We start from the raw sequence: 15,304 nt of genomic DNA, 5'->3' as shown, positions 1-15,304 counted from the left end.
GTTGCCCGCAGGGGTCGATCCGGTGTCGGTGTCCCACGGGGCTCCGACGACGGACCCCGTGCCGGTTCGATAATGTACATTATGTCAACTAAGCGAAGTGGCGAGCCTGTGTTTGGCGCGAGTGGGACATCGTCGCCCCCGGTCGACGTGCCGCTTTCCTCCGGCCCGTGCGACGGCATCTGCGTCGGCGCGTGGCGGCCGTCCAGGGTCAGGTCACCGGCTGCGGCCGGCCGGCGCCCCGTTCCTGGTCGCGGCCTGGCGACCGATTGTCGCGGCGGCCACCGCCGGGCGCGTCGGCCCGAACGACCCGCTCTCTCCCGACGCCGTGGACATCGGTCACTCCCTCCACTCGCCCACCCCTACCTGTATCGCGAGAAGTGATGCATAATATCCGTTATGCACAATTTGTCGGATTACCCGGTGGGTCGGGCGGTCGAGGATTTCCTCGTCGACCGGGCCTCCCGCAAACCCTCCCCCCACACCCTGCAGGCCTACCGCCGCGACCTGACCGCCGTACTGCGACTGATCGGCGACGACGCCGCCACCGACGCGACCGCCCCGACCGCCGTGGACCTGCCTCTGAGCGCTGTCGGGCAGCGTCAGCTCCGGGCGGCGTTCGCCCGGTTCGCCGCCCCCCGCTCCCCCGCCTCCGTGCACCGTGCCTGGTCGACCTGGAACTCGTTCTTCACCTTCCTCGTCGCCGAAGGCGCCGTGGCGGGCAATCCGATGCCGGCCGTCGGCCGGCCCCGCGCTCCCCTGCCGGTGCCGAAACCACTGCGCGGTGAGGAGACCCCGGAAACGCTGCTGGCCGCCGCCGCCCGTGGCGACAACCGCCAACGCGACCCCTGGCCGGAACGGGACCTCGCCGTCGTCGCGCTGGCCCTCTGCGCCGGCCTGCGCCTTGGTGAGCTGTTGGCGCTGCGGGTGGGGTCGCTGACCGGCCGCGACGGCGAACGGCGCCTCGAGGTGGCCGGCAAGGGCGGACGGTTCCGGACCGTGCCGGTGGAGCCCGCCCTGGACGCCACGATCGCCGGCTACCTCGCCAGCCGGCGGCGGCGCTTCGGACCCCGGTCGGTACGCCCCGACGGTGCTCTGCTGGTCGACCGGGCCGGTGAGGCCCTGCGCCGGGGCGGGCTGCAGTACCTGGTGCGGTCGTGCTTCCGCCGGGCCGGGATCGTCGAGCGGGTACCCCGTGGCGCGGCGCTGCACGCGCTGCGGCACACGTTCGCCACCCGGTTGGCCGAGGACGGCGCCAACGCCGCCGAGATCATGCGGCTGCTCGGGCACGCGAGCCTGACGGCGAGTCAGCACTACATCGACGTGACGGCCGACCAGCAGCGGGCGGCGGTGCGGGCCAACCGGTCGAACCGGTCGCTGCAGCGACTGGTGACCGACGGTGTGCCGGAAGATCCCTACCGCTGACGCGGCGCGGGTCAGCGACCTGTGACGGTGACGACGAGCGGCCGATGGTCGGAGACGTCGAGCGCGGGGGTGGCGACGTGGGTGACATTGGACAGGGCCGGTGGCGCGCCGCGCGGGTCGAGCAGGATGTGGTCGAGTTGGACGCGGGGCCGCGGTGTGGGGTAGGTGGGCCGGCGGGCCAGTGGCTGCCAGCCGGTGACGGCGGCGGCCAGCCCGGCGGGCAGGTTGAGGTCGCCGAGCAGCAGCCGTGGTGGCGGTAGTGCCCGCAGGGTGCGGGTGACGGCCCGTAGTTGGCGCAGGTTCCAGCCGGGGACGAAGGACAGATGGGTGGCGGCGACGGTGACGGGCCCGTGCGGGGTGTCCAGGACGGCGGTGAGCAGGACGCGGGGTTCGTCGCGGAGCAGCAGCAGCCGGGGTGCCGGGTCGGCGACGAGGACGGGTGAGCGCAGCGGGGCGGGGTCGAGTCTGGTTATCTGCCAGTGCCGGGCCGGGTAGCGGCTGATCAGGCTGATGCCGTAGCAGGGTTCGTCGTGGCCGTCGTGGTCGTGGTGAGGGGTGCGGAAGGTGTCGCCGGGGGTGCCGACGATGGCGGCGGCGAAGCGGTGGGTGGGTGCGGCCAGGGCGGTCGCGGCGAGCGCGGTCAGGTCGTGGCGGGCGCTGCGGGGTTGGCCGCGGTCGACTTCCTGCAGGGCGAGGATGTCGGCGTCGAGGGTGGTGATCGCGGTGGTGAGCCGGTCGGGGTCGACCTGGCCGTCGTGGGGTGAGCGTCCGTGCAGCAGGTTGAAGGTGGCCATGCGCACGTGAGCACCCTACGGGGTGCGGGTTGTGGGAGGGTGTCGGGATGGTGGTGAAGGCGTTGTGCTGCTCGTCGTTGGTGTTCGTGGCGGTGGGCTGGTGGGGGGTGTGGGTGCGTCGGCGGCGGGGCCGGTGACGGTGGACGCGGATCCGGGCGTGGCGGGGGCGACGTGGCAGTAGGAGGTGCGGTGTCGGGTGAGTGGTGTCCGGATGTGACGGCGACGGTGTCGGCGTTGCGGCAGTGCCGGCCGGAGCTGGTGGCGGCGGTGGAGGCGGCGGTGCCGGGGGCGCGGGCGGCGGTGCTGGCTCGGTTGTGGGGTGCGGTGGGGCGTGAGCCGGTGCCGGGGGTGGCCGGTCAGCGGGTGGGCGACGGCCGGTTGACGGTGACGTTGGCTGATGGCCGTGAGGTGGTGGGTCCGGCGGCCGCGGCGGAGTTGTTCGCGCCGGCCGGTCCGGGGTTGGCGGTGACGGTGGGGTCGGAGGTGGTGACTGATCCCGGGCGGCTGTTGAGGGTGCTGGGGCTGTCCGGTGCCGGGTCGGTGGCGGCGGAGTTGGACAACAGTGTGGCGAACGTGGCGTTGGCGCGGGGGGCGCGGGCGGTGGCGGTGGGGCGTACGGGTGGTGCCGGTGCGGGGTTGACGCGGTCGCTGGTGGGGTGGGAGCAGGTGGTGGTCGACGGGCATCCGGTGCATCCGGGGTGCCGGGCCCGGGTGGGGATGTCGACGTTGGAGGTGTTGCGGTACGCGCCGGAGCATCGGCCGGTGGTGCCGCTGGAGTTGGTGGCGGTGCCGCCGGGGCGGTGGTTGACGACCGGGGCGGGGTTGGCGCCGCTGTTGCCGGTGCATCCGTGGCAGCGGGAGCATGTGCTGGGCGCGTATCCGTGGTTGCGTCCGACGGGTCGGGTGGTGCCGGCGCGGCCGTTGATGTCGTTGCGGACGGTGGTGCCGTTGTCGGGTGGGTCGTGGCAGTGGAAGACGGCGGTGGATGTGCAGATGACGTCGGCGGTGCGCACGGTGTCGGAGGCGGCGGTGCGCAACGGGCCGGTGCTGACGGCGGTGTTGTCGCGGTTGGCGCGGCGGGTGCCGGGGTTCGGGGTGTTGCCGGAGGTGGCGGCGGGTGCGGTGGTGGTGGACGGGGTGGCGTGCCGGTCGTTGGCGGTGGTGCGCCGGCGGGTGCCGCGGGTGGCGTCGGGGGTGCAGGTGATGCCGGTGGGGGCGTTGGCGGCGCCGGTGGGTGCGCCGGGTGGTGGGTCGGTGGTGGGTGGGTTGGTGCGGGCGGGGTATGGCGGGGATCCGGTGGGTTTCGTGGCGGATCTGGCGCGGGTGGTGGTGGCGCCGGTGGTGTCGATGGTGGGCTGGGGGGTGGGGTTGGAGGCGCATGGGCAGAATGTGGTGCTGGTGTGGCGTTCGGGGCGGTTGGTGGGTGCCTGGTATCGGGATGTGGGGGGTGTGCGGGTGGATCCGGTGGCGTTGGCGGCGGCGGGTGTGGGTGTGCCGTCGTTGTCTGGTGATGTGGTGGCGGCGGATCCGGTGGAGGTGGTGGTGACGGCGTTGGCGGCGGTGGGGGTGGCGGTGGGTGAGCCGGTGGCGGTGCTGGCGCGGGAGTTCGGGGTGGCGCCGGGGCGGTTGTGGCAGCGGGTGGGTGTGGTGGTGCGGGAGGCGGTGGCGGGGTTGCCGGCGGTGGTGCGGGGGCGGGTGGCGTCGGCGGTGTTCGGTGAGCGGTGGCCGGTGAAGGCGACGTTGTCGATGCGGTTGGCGCCGGATCCGTTGGCGGTGCGGTGGGCGTGGGTGGCGGGTCCGTTGGCGCAGTGGCGGTGAGCGGTCCGGTGGCGGCGGGTGGTTGGGCGGGGTGGGGTGCGGTGGGGTCGGGGGTGGGCCGGTCGTGTGGGTGTGTGCGGGGGTCGGTGGGGTTGGCGGCGGCGGTGGAGTCGGCGCAGGAGCAGTTGCGGGTGGTGGCGCCGGGGTGGGTGGCGGGGTTCCGGGAGGCGGTGCCGTGGGCGGCGCGGGTGGTGGCGGCGCGGTTGGTCGACGCGTTGTGTCGGGAGGATGTGGGGGCGGCGCGGGCGGTGTGGGGTGGGCGGGGACGGTGGTACGGGTTCGACCGGTTTGTGGTGGATGAGCGGTGGGTGGCGGATCCGTGGGCGGTGTTGCCGGTGGAGTTGCTGGCTGGGCGGAGGGGGTGGGCGTTGGCGGCGGAGTTGACCGACGCGGTGGTGCATCTGGCGGTGGCGGCGGCGCGTCCGCCGGTGGCGGGTCCGGCGGGTGGGTCGGGCGGTCCTGAGGGGCCGGACGGTTGGGCGGTGTGGGCGGAGCGGCAGGCGCTGACGGGTCACAATCTGCATCCGTGTGGCCGTACCCGGTTGGGGTGGTCGGTGGCGGACGCGGTGGCGCATGACGTGGGGTCGCCGGCGACGCGGGTGGGGTTCGTGGCGGTGCGTCGTGATCTGCATGTGGGTGACGATGTGGGGGCGTGGTTGCGGCGGTGGTATCCGCAGGTGCCGGCGGCGCCGCCGGGGTGGGTGGTGCAGCCGGTGCATGTGTGGCAGGGCATGCGGGTGGTGGCGCGTCGGTACGCCGATCTGGTGGCGGCGGGTGTGGTGCGGTTGCTGCCGCAGGTGGTGTCGGCGGTGCCGACGGCGGCGGTGCGTACGGTGCTGTTGCCGGCGGGTGTCGACGGGCGGCGGCGGTATCTGAAGGTGTCGTTGGACATTCAGGTGACGTCGACGCGGCGGACGATTTCGGTGGCGAGTACCCGTAACGGGCCGGTGTTGTCGTCGGTGTTGTCGTCGGTGGTGGCCGACGACGAGGTGGCGGCGGCGCGGTTGGTGTTGTTGCCGGAGGTGGCGGGGGCGGCGGTGCCGGTGGGGTCGGGCCGGGACGTGTCGGCGATCGTGCGGGAGGGGCTGGTGGGCCGGTTGGTGCCGGGTGAGGTGGCGGTGCCGGGGGTGGCGTTGGTGACGGGTCGGGAGTTGGTGGCGCGGGTGGCGCAGTTCGGCCGGGTGCGGGGGTTGGTGGGGGCGGCGGCGGGGTTGGGGTTCGTGGCGGCGTACGTCTCCGTGGTGGTGCCGCCGGTGTTGCGGTTGGCGACCCGGTTCGGGGTGGCGTTGGAGGCGCATCTGCAGAACTGTCTGCCGACGTTTCGCGGTGGGGTGCCGTTCCGGTTGGTGGTGCGGGATTTCGCGGGGTTGCGGTTGGCGCGGCCGCGGTTGGCGGCGGCGGGGGTGTCGGTGGGGTTGGCGCCGGGTTCGGTGGTGGCCACCGATGATGTGGCGGTGATGCGGGCCAAGGTGGGGTACACGCTGTTGCAGGCGCATGTGGGTGAGGTGGTGCGGTCGGTGGTGGATGTGTTCGGGGTGGATGAGGTGGCGGCGTGGCGGGTGGTGCGGTCGGTGGTGGATGAGACGTACGGGTCGTTGCGGGGTGAGCGGGGGTGTGCGGGGTGGGCGGTGGAGGACCATGCGGCGTTCACGGCGCCGCTGGTGGCGCACAAGGCGTTGGTGCGGATGCGGTTGGCGGGGTCGGGTGACCTGTATGTGCCGGTGCGGAATCCGATCTCGGATGTGGGGTTCGACGGTGGCGGGCCGGGGGTGGCGCGGTGACCGGGGGTGAGGTGCCGGGTGGTGGCCGGGTGGTGCGGCTGCCGGGTGCGGTGGCGGCGGTGGTGGCCGAGTTGGCCGAGTCGGCGGCGGTGGAGCCGGTGTGTGCGTATGTGTACGACCGGTCGGTGCTTCGGGGGGCGGCGCGGCGGTTGCGGTCGGTGCTGCCGGTGGGGGCGCAGGTGCTGTACGCGATGAAGGCGAACGGGCATCCGGCGGTGGTGGCGGAGTTGGCGCGGGTGTTGGACGGGGTGGAGGTGGCGTCGGGGGGTGAGTTGGCGGCGGCGGTGGCGGCGGGGGCGCGGCAGGTGGTGTTCGGTGGGCCGGGTAAGACCGATGGGCAGTTGGCGGCGGCGGTGGCGGCGGGGGCGTTGGTGAACGTGGAGAGTGTGTCGGAGTTGCGGCGGTTGGATGTGGTGGCGCGGTCGGCGGGTCGGCGGGTGGAGGTGGCGGTGCGGGTGAACCGGCCGGGTGGCGGGTTGTCGGGTAGTCACGCGATGGCGGGGGTGGCGACACAGTTCGGGGTGGACGAGGCGCAGCTGGGTGAGGTGGTGGCGGTGGCGGCGGGGTTGTCGGGGGTGCGGCTGGTGGGGTTCAGCCTGCACGCGGTGTCGAACAACCTGGACGCGGTGGCGCACGCGCGGTTCGTGGTGGCGGCGGTGGCGTGGGCGGTGGCGGCCGGCCGCCGGTTCGGGGTGCCGGTGGAGTACGTGAACGTGGGCGGCGGGTTCGGGGTGGACTATGTCGGTGGCGGCCGGTTCGACCTGGCGGCGTTCGGTGCGGGGTTGGCGGGGTTGGTGCTGCCGGCGGGGCTGCGGTTGGTGTTCGAGCCGGGTCGGTGGTTGGCGGCGGAGGCCGGCTGGTACGCGGCGCAGGTGGTGGATGTGAAGTGCACGCAGGGCCGGTGGTTCGCGGTGGTGCGGGGTGGGACGCATCATTTCCGGTTGCCGGCGGCGTGGGGTTACGACCATCCGTTCGCGGTGGTGCCGGTGGACCGGTGGCCGTATCCGTTCGCGCGGGCGCAGGTGGCGGGGGCCGCGGTGGATGTGGCTGGTGAGTTGTGTACGCCGCGGGACGTGTTGTGCCGGGGGCTGGTGGTGGGGCGGTTGCGGATCGGGGACGTGGTGGTGTTCGACCGGGCGGGTGCCTACGGGTGGGACATTTCGCACCACGATTTTCTGCGGCATCCGTATCCGCGGGTGGTGGTGCTGTGAGGCGGGTCAGTGGCGGGTCCAGTGGGCGGCGCGGATTTCGCGCAGGGCGCGGCGGCGGGTGTCGCCGCGCAGGGTGTCGACGTAGAGGCGGCCGTCGAGGTGGTCGGTTTCGTGTTGCAGGGCGCGGGCGAGGAAGCCGGTGCCGGTGATGGTGACGGGTTCGCCGTGCTGGTCGACGCCGTCGACGCGGGCGTGGCGGGCGCGTGGGGTCGGGAAGTACAGGCCGGGGATGGACAGGCAGCCTTCGTCGTCGGTGTCGGTGTCGTCGGCCAGGTGCAGGTGTGGGTTGACGACGTGGCCGCGGTGGCCGTCGGCGTCGTAGACGAACACGCGGGCGCTCACGCCGATCTGGGGTGCGGCGACGCCGGCGCGGCCGGGGGCGCCGAGCAGGGTGTCCATCAGGTCGGTGACGAGGTCGCGCAGGGACCGGTCGAAGGTGGTGACGGGTTCGGCGGGGCTACGCAGCACGGCGTCGCCGATGATCCGGATCGGGCGCATCGTCATGGCTGTCAGGTTAGTGGTGGCCGGTGGGTCGCCGGTGATGTGGGCGGACGGCGGGTGCGGGTCGGTAGCGGGTCTTCATGGGAGCGCTTCCAGGCCGATCGGTTCGACCTGCCTCAGCCGAAGGGTGGATTCTTGCGTCGGCAGGCCGTCACTGGCCCGGAACGGTGTCGTTCGGCTTGGTAACGTTCATCACTGGTCATGTGAACCATGACACAGCGCCCCCACAGTCCGGAGAACCCGATGTGCCAGCACCAACCGACCTGTCCCTCGTCCGACGCCACCGACCGTGAAGCGGCCCGCGTGATCGCCTGCTTCCCCGAGCAGGGCTGGAGCCTGCTCTGCAACGGCGTCATCGTGTTCGAGGACACCGGCGAACTGCTCCCCGACGGCAGCAGCATCGCCCCACACCGCGGCCCCGCCCGGCACGCTCTCGCCGCCTGACCCGCCGCGCCGCCACTCGAAGGCTCACCGTCGAGCCGATCCTCCCTCACATGCCGCACCGGGCGGCGAACCCGCCGCCCGGTGACGCGCCCACCCGCCGCGACACCGGCGTCAATCGCTGTACTCCTGCGGCGGCGGACACGCACACATCAGATTCCGGTCGCCGTAGGCGCCGTCCACCCGCCGCACCGGCGGCCAGTACTTGCCACCGGCGGCCTGACCGGCGGGAAACGCCGCCACCGACCGCGGATACGGCAACGACCAGTCATCGGCGACGACCATCGCCGCCGTGTGCGGCGCCTGCCGCAACGGACTGTCCGCCACCGGCCACACCCCCTGCGCCACCTGGTCGATCTCCGCCCGGATCGCGATCATCGCCGCGCAGAACCGGTCCAGCTCCGCCAGGTCCTCACTCTCGGTCGGCTCCACCATCAACGTGCCCGCCACCGGGAACGACATCGTCGGCGCGTGGAACCCGTAGTCGACCAGCCGCTTCGCGACATCCTCCACCGTCACCCCGGTCGCCTTCGTCAACGGCCGCAGATCCAACACACACTCATGCGCCACCAGGCCCTTGTTGCCGGCGTACAGCACCGGGAAATGCCCCCGCAGCCGCGCCGCCACGTAGTTCGCCGCCAACACCGCCGAACCGGTCGCCCGCACCAGTCCGTCGGCACCCATCAACCGCAGGTACGCCCACGGAATCGGCAGAATCCCCGCCGACCCGTACCGGGACCCCGAAATCACCGGCCCCGCTCCCCCGACCAGCGGATCCGCCGGCAGGAACGGCGCCAGATGGGCCCGCACCGCCACCGGACCCACCCCCGGGCCGCCACCACCATGCGGGATACAGAACGTCTTGTGCAGATTCAGATGCGACACGTCCGCGCCGAACCGGCCCGGCCGGGCGTACCCCAGCAACGCGTTCAGATTCGCCCCGTCGACGTACACCTGCCCGCCGGCGTCGTGCACCCGGGCACACAGGTCAGCGATGCCGTCCTCGTACACCCCATGCGTCGACGGATACGTCACCATGATCGCCGCGAGGGTGTCCCGGTGCGCGTCGATGAGCCGCTGCGCGTCGGCCACGTCGACGTTGCCGTCGACATCGCAGCCCACCACCACGACCCGCATCCCCGCCATCACCGCGCTCGCCGCGTTCGTGCCGTGCGCCGACGACGGAATCAGACACACCGTCCGCTGCGCCTGCCCCCGCGACCGGTGGTACGCGCGGATCGCCAGCAACCCGGCCAACTCCCCCTGCGACCCCGCGTTCGGCTGCACACTGACCGCGTCGTAGCCGGTCACCTCCGCCAGCCAGCCCTCCAACTCGCCGATCAACTGCCGGTACCCGGCCGTCTGCGCCGCCGGCGCCAACGGATGCACCTCGGCGAACCCCGGCCAACTGACCGGCTCCATCTGCACCGCCGCGTTCAGCTTCATCGTGCACGACCCCAACGGGATCATGCCGCGGTCCAGCGCGTAGTCGGCGTCCGCCAGCCGCCGCAGGTACCGCATCATCGCCGTCTCACTGCGGTAGGCGTGGAACACCTCGTGGGTGAGGAACTCGTCGGTGCGCCGCCACTGCGGCGGAATCGCCGCCGGCGCGTCACCGTCGTGGCCGGCCACCCCGAACGCCGCCCACACCGCCGCCAGATGCTGCGGCGTCGTCGTCTCGTCACACGACACCGCCACCGTGTCGGCGTCCACCAGCCGCAGGTTCACCCCTCGCGCCGCCGCCCGCGCCACCACCTGCGCCGCCTCGCCGGGCACCGTCGCGGTCACCGTGTCGAACAGCGGCCAGTCACCGACCCGTACCCCACCGGCGGCCAACCCGGCGCGTAGCCGCACCGCCGACGCGTGCGTACGCGCCGCGATCGCCCGCAGCCCCTGCGGACCGTGGTACACGGCGTACATCGCCGCCAACACCGCCAGCAGCACCTGTGCCGTGCAGATGTTGCTCGTCGCCTTCTCCCGCCGGATGTGCTGCTCCCGGGTCTGCAACGCCAACCGGTACGCCCGGTCACCGGCCGCGTCCCGCGACACCCCCACCAGCCGGCCCGGCAGCATCCGCTCCAACCCGGCCCGCACCGCCAGGTAGCCGGCGTGCGGGCCACCGAACCCCATCGGCACCCCGAACCGCTGCGACGTACCGACCGCCACATCGGCGCCACACGCCCCCGGCGGACGCAGCAGCGTCAACGCCAACAGATCCGCGGCGACCGTCACCAGCGCGCCCACCCGGTGCGCCGCCGCGACCACCGCCGCGTCGTCGCGGACCCGGCCTGACGCCCCCGGCCATTGCAGATGCACACCGAAGAACTCCGCCGGCAGACCCGCCGCCACATCACACACCCGCACATCGATACCGAGCGGCTCCGCCCGGGTCCGTAGCACCGCAACCGTCTGCGGCAACGCGTCGGCGTCCACCACGTACACGTCGCTGGCGGACTTCGACGCCCGCCGGGCCAACGTCATCGCCTCCGCCGCCGCCGTCGCCTCGTCCAGCATCGACGCGTTCGCCGTCGCCAGCCCGGTCAGATCCGACACCATCGTCTGAAACGTCAGCAACGCCTCCAACCGGCCCTGGCTGATCTCCGGCTGGTACGGGGTGTACGCCGTGTACCAGGCCGGGTTCTCCAGCACGTTGCGGCGGATCACCGCCGGCATGTGGGTGCCGTGACACCCCAGACCGATCATCGACACCGCCGGGATGTTGGCCTGCGCCACCGCCCGCAGCGCCGCCGTCACCTGGGCCTCACCCAGCGGCTCCGGCAGGTCGAGGCGGTCCCGCCACCGGATCACCTCCGGGATCGCCGCGTCCATCAGATCGTCGACACTGGCGTACCCGACGACGTCGAGCATCCGCCGCTGCGCCGCCGAATCCGGGCCGATGTGCCGATCGGCGAACGACAACTCCCCCGCCGGCTCGGACGCCGCAGCCGGCAGATCAGGGTACGAAAACGAAGCAGACACCAGGCAGCTCCCGAGGCAGAGGTCGACACGCAACCTCCCCCTCTGTCAGCTAAGCCGCCTCCAGAGTCGCCAACCCGCGTGGTCCTTCTGCCTGAGAGGTTCCGGGGAGGATTTGCCCCTTCGGCGCCGCCCGCCGAACCAGCGGACGATCTCTCCCACACGGGTGCACAGCAGCATCCACGCTACCGGCAACCCACCGACGCCGCTGCGGTGACCTCGATCACCACCGCGAAGACAACCCCTGCGGGGCCGCTCAGCCGGCCCGCCGCCGAGCCCGCCGCGCCGCCAACTCGTCACCGGCGGCCACCGGCGACTCCTGCGCCGGCTCCGTCACCGCCGGCTCCGCCGGCAACTGCGACAACGACCCCTGGATCTCCTTGAACGCACCGCCGATCGCGATCCCGAACACGCCCTGGCCGCCCTGCAGCAGATCCACGACCTCCTCCGGGGAGCGGCACTCGTACACCGTCGTCCCGTCCGAGATCAACGTGATCCCGGCAAGATCCGCCACCCCCCGCGACCGCAACGTGTCGATCGCCTTCCGGATGTTCTGCAACGACACCCCGGCGTCCAACAGCCGCTTGACCACCTTCAACACCACGAGGTCGCGGAACGAGTACAGCCGCTGCGAACCCGACCCCGCCGCGTCACGCACACTCGGCACCACCAGCGCCGTACGCGCCCAGTAGTCCAACTGCCGGTAACTGATGCCGACCGCGTGGCAGGCCGTCACGCCGCGGTAGCCGACCAGATCCTCCTCCGGCCCGACACCGTCCACATGATCAGACGAACCCGGATCCGGCTCTCGCTGCGCGGGCATACGGAAACCTCCCCGTCAGTGCGGCCCACACCCGGGACGGAACATGAGCCCATCGACAAGGCCAGCCTAACCCCAGCTGGGAGCCGTACCAGGCAACTGACCACGCGACACGCCGCACACCGACGGACACGCCCCGCGCACCCGTACACCGGATCACCCGACCCGGTGTACGCCTCACCCCGCGAAATCCTCCGGACGCACCTGATCCAGGAACTCCCGGAACTTCTCGACCTCGTCCTCCTGCTCATCCGGAATGACGATGCCCGCCTCCGAGAGCACCTGCTCAGCACAACGAATCGGGGCACCCACCCGCAACGCCAACGCGATCGAATCACTGGGCCGCGCCGACACCCGCACACTGTCACCGATCACCAGATCCGCGTAGAACACGTTGTCCTTCAACTCGGTGATCTCCACCGCCTGCAGCGGTGCCCGCAACGCCGCCAGGATGTCCCGCAACAGATCATGCGTCAACGGCCGGGTCGGCTTCACCCCCTGCTGCTCGTAGGCGATCGCAGTGGCCTCCACCGCACCGATCCAGATCGGCAGATAGCGGTCCCCGTCGACCTCACGCAGCAGCACGATCGGCTGGTTGGTGGGCAACTCCACCCGCACCCCGACCACGCTCAGCTCACGCACCGCCGCCTCCGTGTCGTCGTCACCAAACCCGCTTCCGGCCCTCCCTGCACGGTACACGGACCACTGCGCAACCGTCCGGTCACGCCCGCCAGCTCACCGGCCCACCGTGCCGCGCAACCCCGAGCGCACCAACGCCGCGTGCAGCCGCTGCGACAAACCAACCAGCTCACTGGCCGTCTCCGCCGCCCGCGCCCGCGCCGCCGGATCGTTCTGCCGCGCCAACGGCGACACCAGCTGCGCGAACAACCCGACCTCCCGGTCCGCCGCCGCCCGCACCGCCCGCAGGTGCCGCACCTCCAACCCGTGCCGCAACAGCCCCGCCACCGCCGACGCGATCACCACCGCGTCCGCGTCGTACCAGCCCGGCGCATCCGCCACGACCAAGCCCAGCCGCTCCACCTCGGCCAGCGTCGACGACTCCAGACCACTACGTTCCAACAGCTCCGTACGGCTCCACCGCGACTGCGCCGCCGGCACCGGCGGCCGACCCGGCACCTCACCGGACGGCCCCACCGCCACCAACGCCGGCCGGGCCCGACCCGCCGCCGGGCCCGACTCGGCATCCTGACGCGCCAGCTGCTCCCGGATCACCCGCAACGGAAGATACTGGTCCCGCTGCGCCGTCAACACGAACCGCAGCCGGGCCACGTCCTCCCAGCTGTACTTGCGGTAACCAGACGGGGTACGCCGCGGCTCCACCAGCCCCTCAGCCTCGAGGAACCGCAACTTGGAGATCGTCGTGTCCGGAAAATCCGGACGCAACTCGGCCAGCACCTCACCGATGCTCATCAACGGCGCCGAGGCCACACCATCCCGGGCCGCCGCCTGCTCACTCACCACGACACCCCCGGCTCACCACCGGCGTCAGCCACACACGCACGGCACCACCTCCGCACGCACCCCCGGCATCAGCCGCGGCCAACCTCCTCGTCCGGCCGCGGACCAGCGATGAAGACCAGCCGGAACTTACCGATCTGGACCTCGTCACCATTGCTCAGGGTCGCCGCTTCCACCCGCTCACGATTGACATAGGTGCCATTCAGGCTACCCACATCGCGCACGGTGAAGGTACCGCCGTCACGGTGAAACTCCGCGTGCCGACGCGACACCGTCACATCGTCCAGGAAGATGTCACTGTCCGGATGCCGGCCACTCGTCGTCACATCGTGGTCCAACAGGAACCGGGCCCCCGCGTTCGGACCCCGCCGCACCACCAGCAACGCCATCCCCGGCGGCAACGAACCCGACATCCGGCTCGGCACCACATCGGCGTCCGGCCCCTCCAAGACTTCATCGAGCGAACCGAGATTCAACGTCGACGTGACGTCGAGTGGGGGGAACTCGTCGTCTGGGCGCGTCATGGACCACCTCACGGATCTGTTGTTCGGTTCGCGTCGGGTCTGTCGGGCAAGCCACCAACCCTTGATGGATCGCAAGGCGCAAGCTCCCCCATGCCGGTACGGCAATTACTCCGCAACGCTCGACTGTAGTTGGCTTCTCGGACGACTGGGCGAGCCTAGCCAGCGCCGAAAACTAGGGTCAACAAGACTCGCGGGCACACGATACAACGCCCCCGGACACCCGTCAGCGCTCGGTGAGCTCCCGGTACGCCGCCGCGTCGAGCAACCCGCCCAACGCCTGCGGATCCGACAGCTCCACCCGCATCAGCCAACCCGCCCCGTACGGGTCCGAATTGACCGTCTCCGGCGCGTCCACCAGCACCTCGTTACACGCCACCACCGTGCCGCTCACCGGCGCGTAGATCTCCGACACACTCTTGGTCGACTCGATCTCGCCACACGGCTCACCCGCCGACACCTCGGACCCGACCGCCGGCAACTCCACGAACACGATGTCACCCAACGCGTCCTGCGCGAAATGAGTGACCCCCACCCGCACGGTGCCGGCGTCGTCGCCCGCCACCCACTCATGCTCCGCGGTATACCGCAGATCCTCTGGAATCACGGCCGGTCCCTCACCTCTGAGCAGCACACCACTGACAACCCCCACCGGAGCGGGGCACCCGCCCGGTCAGGAGACCGGACGCGCGTAACGCAACTGGATCGGGGCGCTCGTGGCCGACACATCGACCACATCGCGTTCCTCGACGATCACCGTACCGCCGTCACCCGACACCGACGCCACCACCCCACCCGGAATGTTCAACGCCGTGCGCATCGTAGACGGATCCCCGATCGCCACCACCTCGTACGGGCCGGTCAACCGCACCCCGTCGACCTCCACCCCACCATCGCCATCCAGGAAGTACGTACTCGCCACCACCCGCACCGACCGGCCGTCACCCCCACCGATCTGCATCGCCTCCGCACCCGCTCCCCGCAACTCCTGCACCGCGTCCAACAACTCCGACGCCCGGATCGGCTCCCGACCCGCCACGAACCGCACCCGCAGACCCGGCCCCTGCGCCGGCAGACCTCCCCCGAGCACACCCAACTCGTCCGCCCGCCGCGACGCCTCCGCCAACGCCGCCGCCCGACCCTGCGCACCCGAGGTCAACTGCCGCTGACTCTCCTCCAGCTCCGCGATCTCCTGCCGCAGACGCTCCTCACGCGCCTCCAGATCCGACAAGATCCGCACCAGGTCCTCCTGACGGGCAGCCGTCAACGTCGGATCCGTGGAATTGCTCCGCACCTGCACCACCAGGGTGAAGCCGAGCAGCACCAACAGGCCCACGATGATCAGCCCCGCCGGTGAGGCCGCCATCCGCGACCACCGTGCCCGCACCGGCCCACCGCCGTCATCATCGACAGGCCCCGACCCGCCGGCCGACCCCTCGCCCGGCACGCCCGGCGGTGCCGCCACAGTGGCAGCAACGGGCACCGGAGCATCTTCCTCCGGCCAACCCGTCCCTGTCTGCCTACGTTGCGTCATCGCCCG

The 15,304-nt window shown here is 71.9% G+C and carries 14 protein-coding genes and 1 riboswitch; of the genes, 5 read left to right on the top strand and 9 right to left on the bottom strand.

What is annotated here, in order from left to right; genetic code table 11:
• The first annotated feature begins 396 nt into the window (after positions 1–396).
• Complete coding sequence (locus O7623_RS04460) at positions 397–1,422, top strand: tyrosine-type recombinase/integrase (protein WP_282227319.1); 1,026 nt, start codon at positions 397–399, stop codon at positions 1,420–1,422.
• Positions 1,423–1,433: 11 nt separating this feature from the next.
• Here the strand turns inward: O7623_RS04460 and O7623_RS04455 are convergent, their stop codons facing one another.
• Positions 1,434–2,222, bottom strand: coding sequence for an endonuclease/exonuclease/phosphatase family protein (locus O7623_RS04455; RefSeq protein WP_282227318.1), 789 nt, complete (start codon positions 2,220–2,222; stop codon positions 1,434–1,436).
• 183 nt (positions 2,223–2,405) lie between these two features.
• On the opposite strand from O7623_RS04455, the gene O7623_RS04450 reads away from it, so the two are divergent.
• From O7623_RS04450 to O7623_RS04440, 3 genes are all read left to right on the top strand, one after another.
• Positions 2,406–4,034 (top strand): IucA/IucC family protein, encoded by a 1,629-nt coding sequence (locus O7623_RS04450; RefSeq protein ID WP_282227317.1) that lies wholly within the window; start codon positions 2,406–2,408, stop codon positions 4,032–4,034.
• A 74-nt stretch (positions 4,035–4,108) separates the two neighbouring features.
• Complete coding sequence (locus O7623_RS04445; RefSeq protein ID WP_282227316.1) at positions 4,109–5,815, top strand: IucA/IucC family protein; 1,707 nt, start codon at positions 4,109–4,111, stop codon at positions 5,813–5,815.
• Positions 5,812–7,026: an alanine racemase gene (locus tag O7623_RS04440; protein ID WP_282227315.1), complete on the top strand. Its 1,215-nt coding sequence runs from the start codon at positions 5,812–5,814 to the stop codon at positions 7,024–7,026. Before O7623_RS04445 ends, O7623_RS04440 begins: the two co-directional genes overlap by 4 nt.
• A 6-nt stretch (positions 7,027–7,032) precedes the next feature.
• On the opposite strand, the gene def is transcribed toward O7623_RS04440, so the two are convergent.
• A complete protein-coding gene (gene def / locus O7623_RS04435) occupies positions 7,033–7,530 on the bottom strand; it encodes a peptide deformylase (RefSeq protein ID WP_282227314.1) in 498 nt (165 codons plus the stop codon).
• A 240-nt stretch (positions 7,531–7,770) separates the two neighbouring features.
• On the opposite strand from def, the gene O7623_RS04430 reads away from it, so the two are divergent.
• On the top strand, positions 7,771–7,971 hold the full coding sequence (locus tag O7623_RS04430) for a DUF5999 family protein (protein WP_282229304.1): 201 nt from the start codon (positions 7,771–7,773) through the stop codon (positions 7,969–7,971).
• A 111-nt stretch (positions 7,972–8,082) separates the two neighbouring features.
• On the opposite strand, the gene gcvP is transcribed toward O7623_RS04430, so the two are convergent.
• From gcvP to O7623_RS04395, 7 genes are all read right to left on the bottom strand, one after another.
• A complete protein-coding gene (gcvP, locus tag O7623_RS04425; RefSeq protein ID WP_282229303.1) occupies positions 8,083–10,887 on the bottom strand; it encodes an aminomethyl-transferring glycine dehydrogenase in 2,805 nt (934 codons plus the stop codon).
• Positions 10,888–11,016: 129 nt separating this feature from the next.
• Positions 11,017–11,115, bottom strand: a riboswitch (glycine riboswitch).
• 85 nt (positions 11,116–11,200) lie between these two features.
• Positions 11,201–11,767 (bottom strand): MerR family transcriptional regulator, encoded by a 567-nt coding sequence (locus tag O7623_RS04420; RefSeq protein ID WP_282227313.1) that lies wholly within the window; start codon positions 11,765–11,767, stop codon positions 11,201–11,203.
• A gap of 174 nt (positions 11,768–11,941) precedes the next feature.
• On the bottom strand, positions 11,942–12,406 hold the full coding sequence (locus O7623_RS04415; RefSeq protein WP_282227312.1) for a bifunctional nuclease family protein: 465 nt from the start codon (positions 12,404–12,406) through the stop codon (positions 11,942–11,944).
• A 93-nt stretch (positions 12,407–12,499) separates the two neighbouring features.
• Positions 12,500–13,195: a MerR family transcriptional regulator gene (locus O7623_RS04410; RefSeq protein ID WP_282229302.1), complete on the bottom strand. Its 696-nt coding sequence runs from the start codon at positions 13,193–13,195 to the stop codon at positions 12,500–12,502.
• 119 nt (positions 13,196–13,314) lie between these two features.
• On the bottom strand, positions 13,315–13,767 hold the full coding sequence (locus O7623_RS04405) for an FHA domain-containing protein (protein ID WP_282227311.1): 453 nt from the start codon (positions 13,765–13,767) through the stop codon (positions 13,315–13,317).
• 223 nt (positions 13,768–13,990) lie between these two features.
• Positions 13,991–14,371 carry a glycine cleavage system protein GcvH gene (gcvH, locus tag O7623_RS04400; RefSeq protein ID WP_282227310.1) on the bottom strand — a complete coding sequence of 127 codons (381 nt, stop codon included), beginning with the start codon at positions 14,369–14,371 and terminating at the stop codon, positions 13,991–13,993.
• Positions 14,372–14,437: 66 nt separating this feature from the next.
• Positions 14,438–15,298: a DUF881 domain-containing protein gene (locus O7623_RS04395; protein ID WP_282227309.1), complete on the bottom strand. Its 861-nt coding sequence runs from the start codon at positions 15,296–15,298 to the stop codon at positions 14,438–14,440.
• Positions 15,299–15,304: the final 6 nt, after the last annotated feature.

The organism is Solwaraspora sp. WMMD791 (genome assembly GCF_029581195.1).
Lineage (GTDB): Bacteria > Actinomycetota > Actinomycetes > Mycobacteriales > Micromonosporaceae > Micromonospora_E.
The sequence above is the reverse complement of the archived record's forward strand: the minus strand, read 5'-3'. Positions and strand labels throughout refer to the sequence as shown.

Coding starts and splice junctions, on each gene's coding strand:
- O7623_RS04460 (WP_282227319.1), top strand. CDS start 397: ATGCACAATTTGTCGGATTACCCGGTGGGTCGGGCGGTCGAGGATTTC.
- def (WP_282227314.1), bottom strand. CDS start 7,530: ATGACGATGCGCCCGATCCGGATCATCGGCGACGCCGTGCTGCGTAGC.
- O7623_RS04430 (WP_282229304.1), top strand. CDS start 7,771: ATGTGCCAGCACCAACCGACCTGTCCCTCGTCCGACGCCACCGACCGT.
- O7623_RS04420 (WP_282227313.1), bottom strand. CDS start 11,767: ATGCCCGCGCAGCGAGAGCCGGATCCGGGTTCGTCTGATCATGTGGAC.
- O7623_RS04410 (WP_282229302.1), bottom strand. CDS start 13,195: ATGAGCATCGGTGAGGTGCTGGCCGAGTTGCGTCCGGATTTTCCGGAC.
- O7623_RS04405 (WP_282227311.1), bottom strand. CDS start 13,767: ATGACGCGCCCAGACGACGAGTTCCCCCCACTCGACGTCACGTCGACG.
- O7623_RS04395 (WP_282227309.1), bottom strand. CDS start 15,298: ATGACGCAACGTAGGCAGACAGGGACGGGTTGGCCGGAGGAAGATGCT.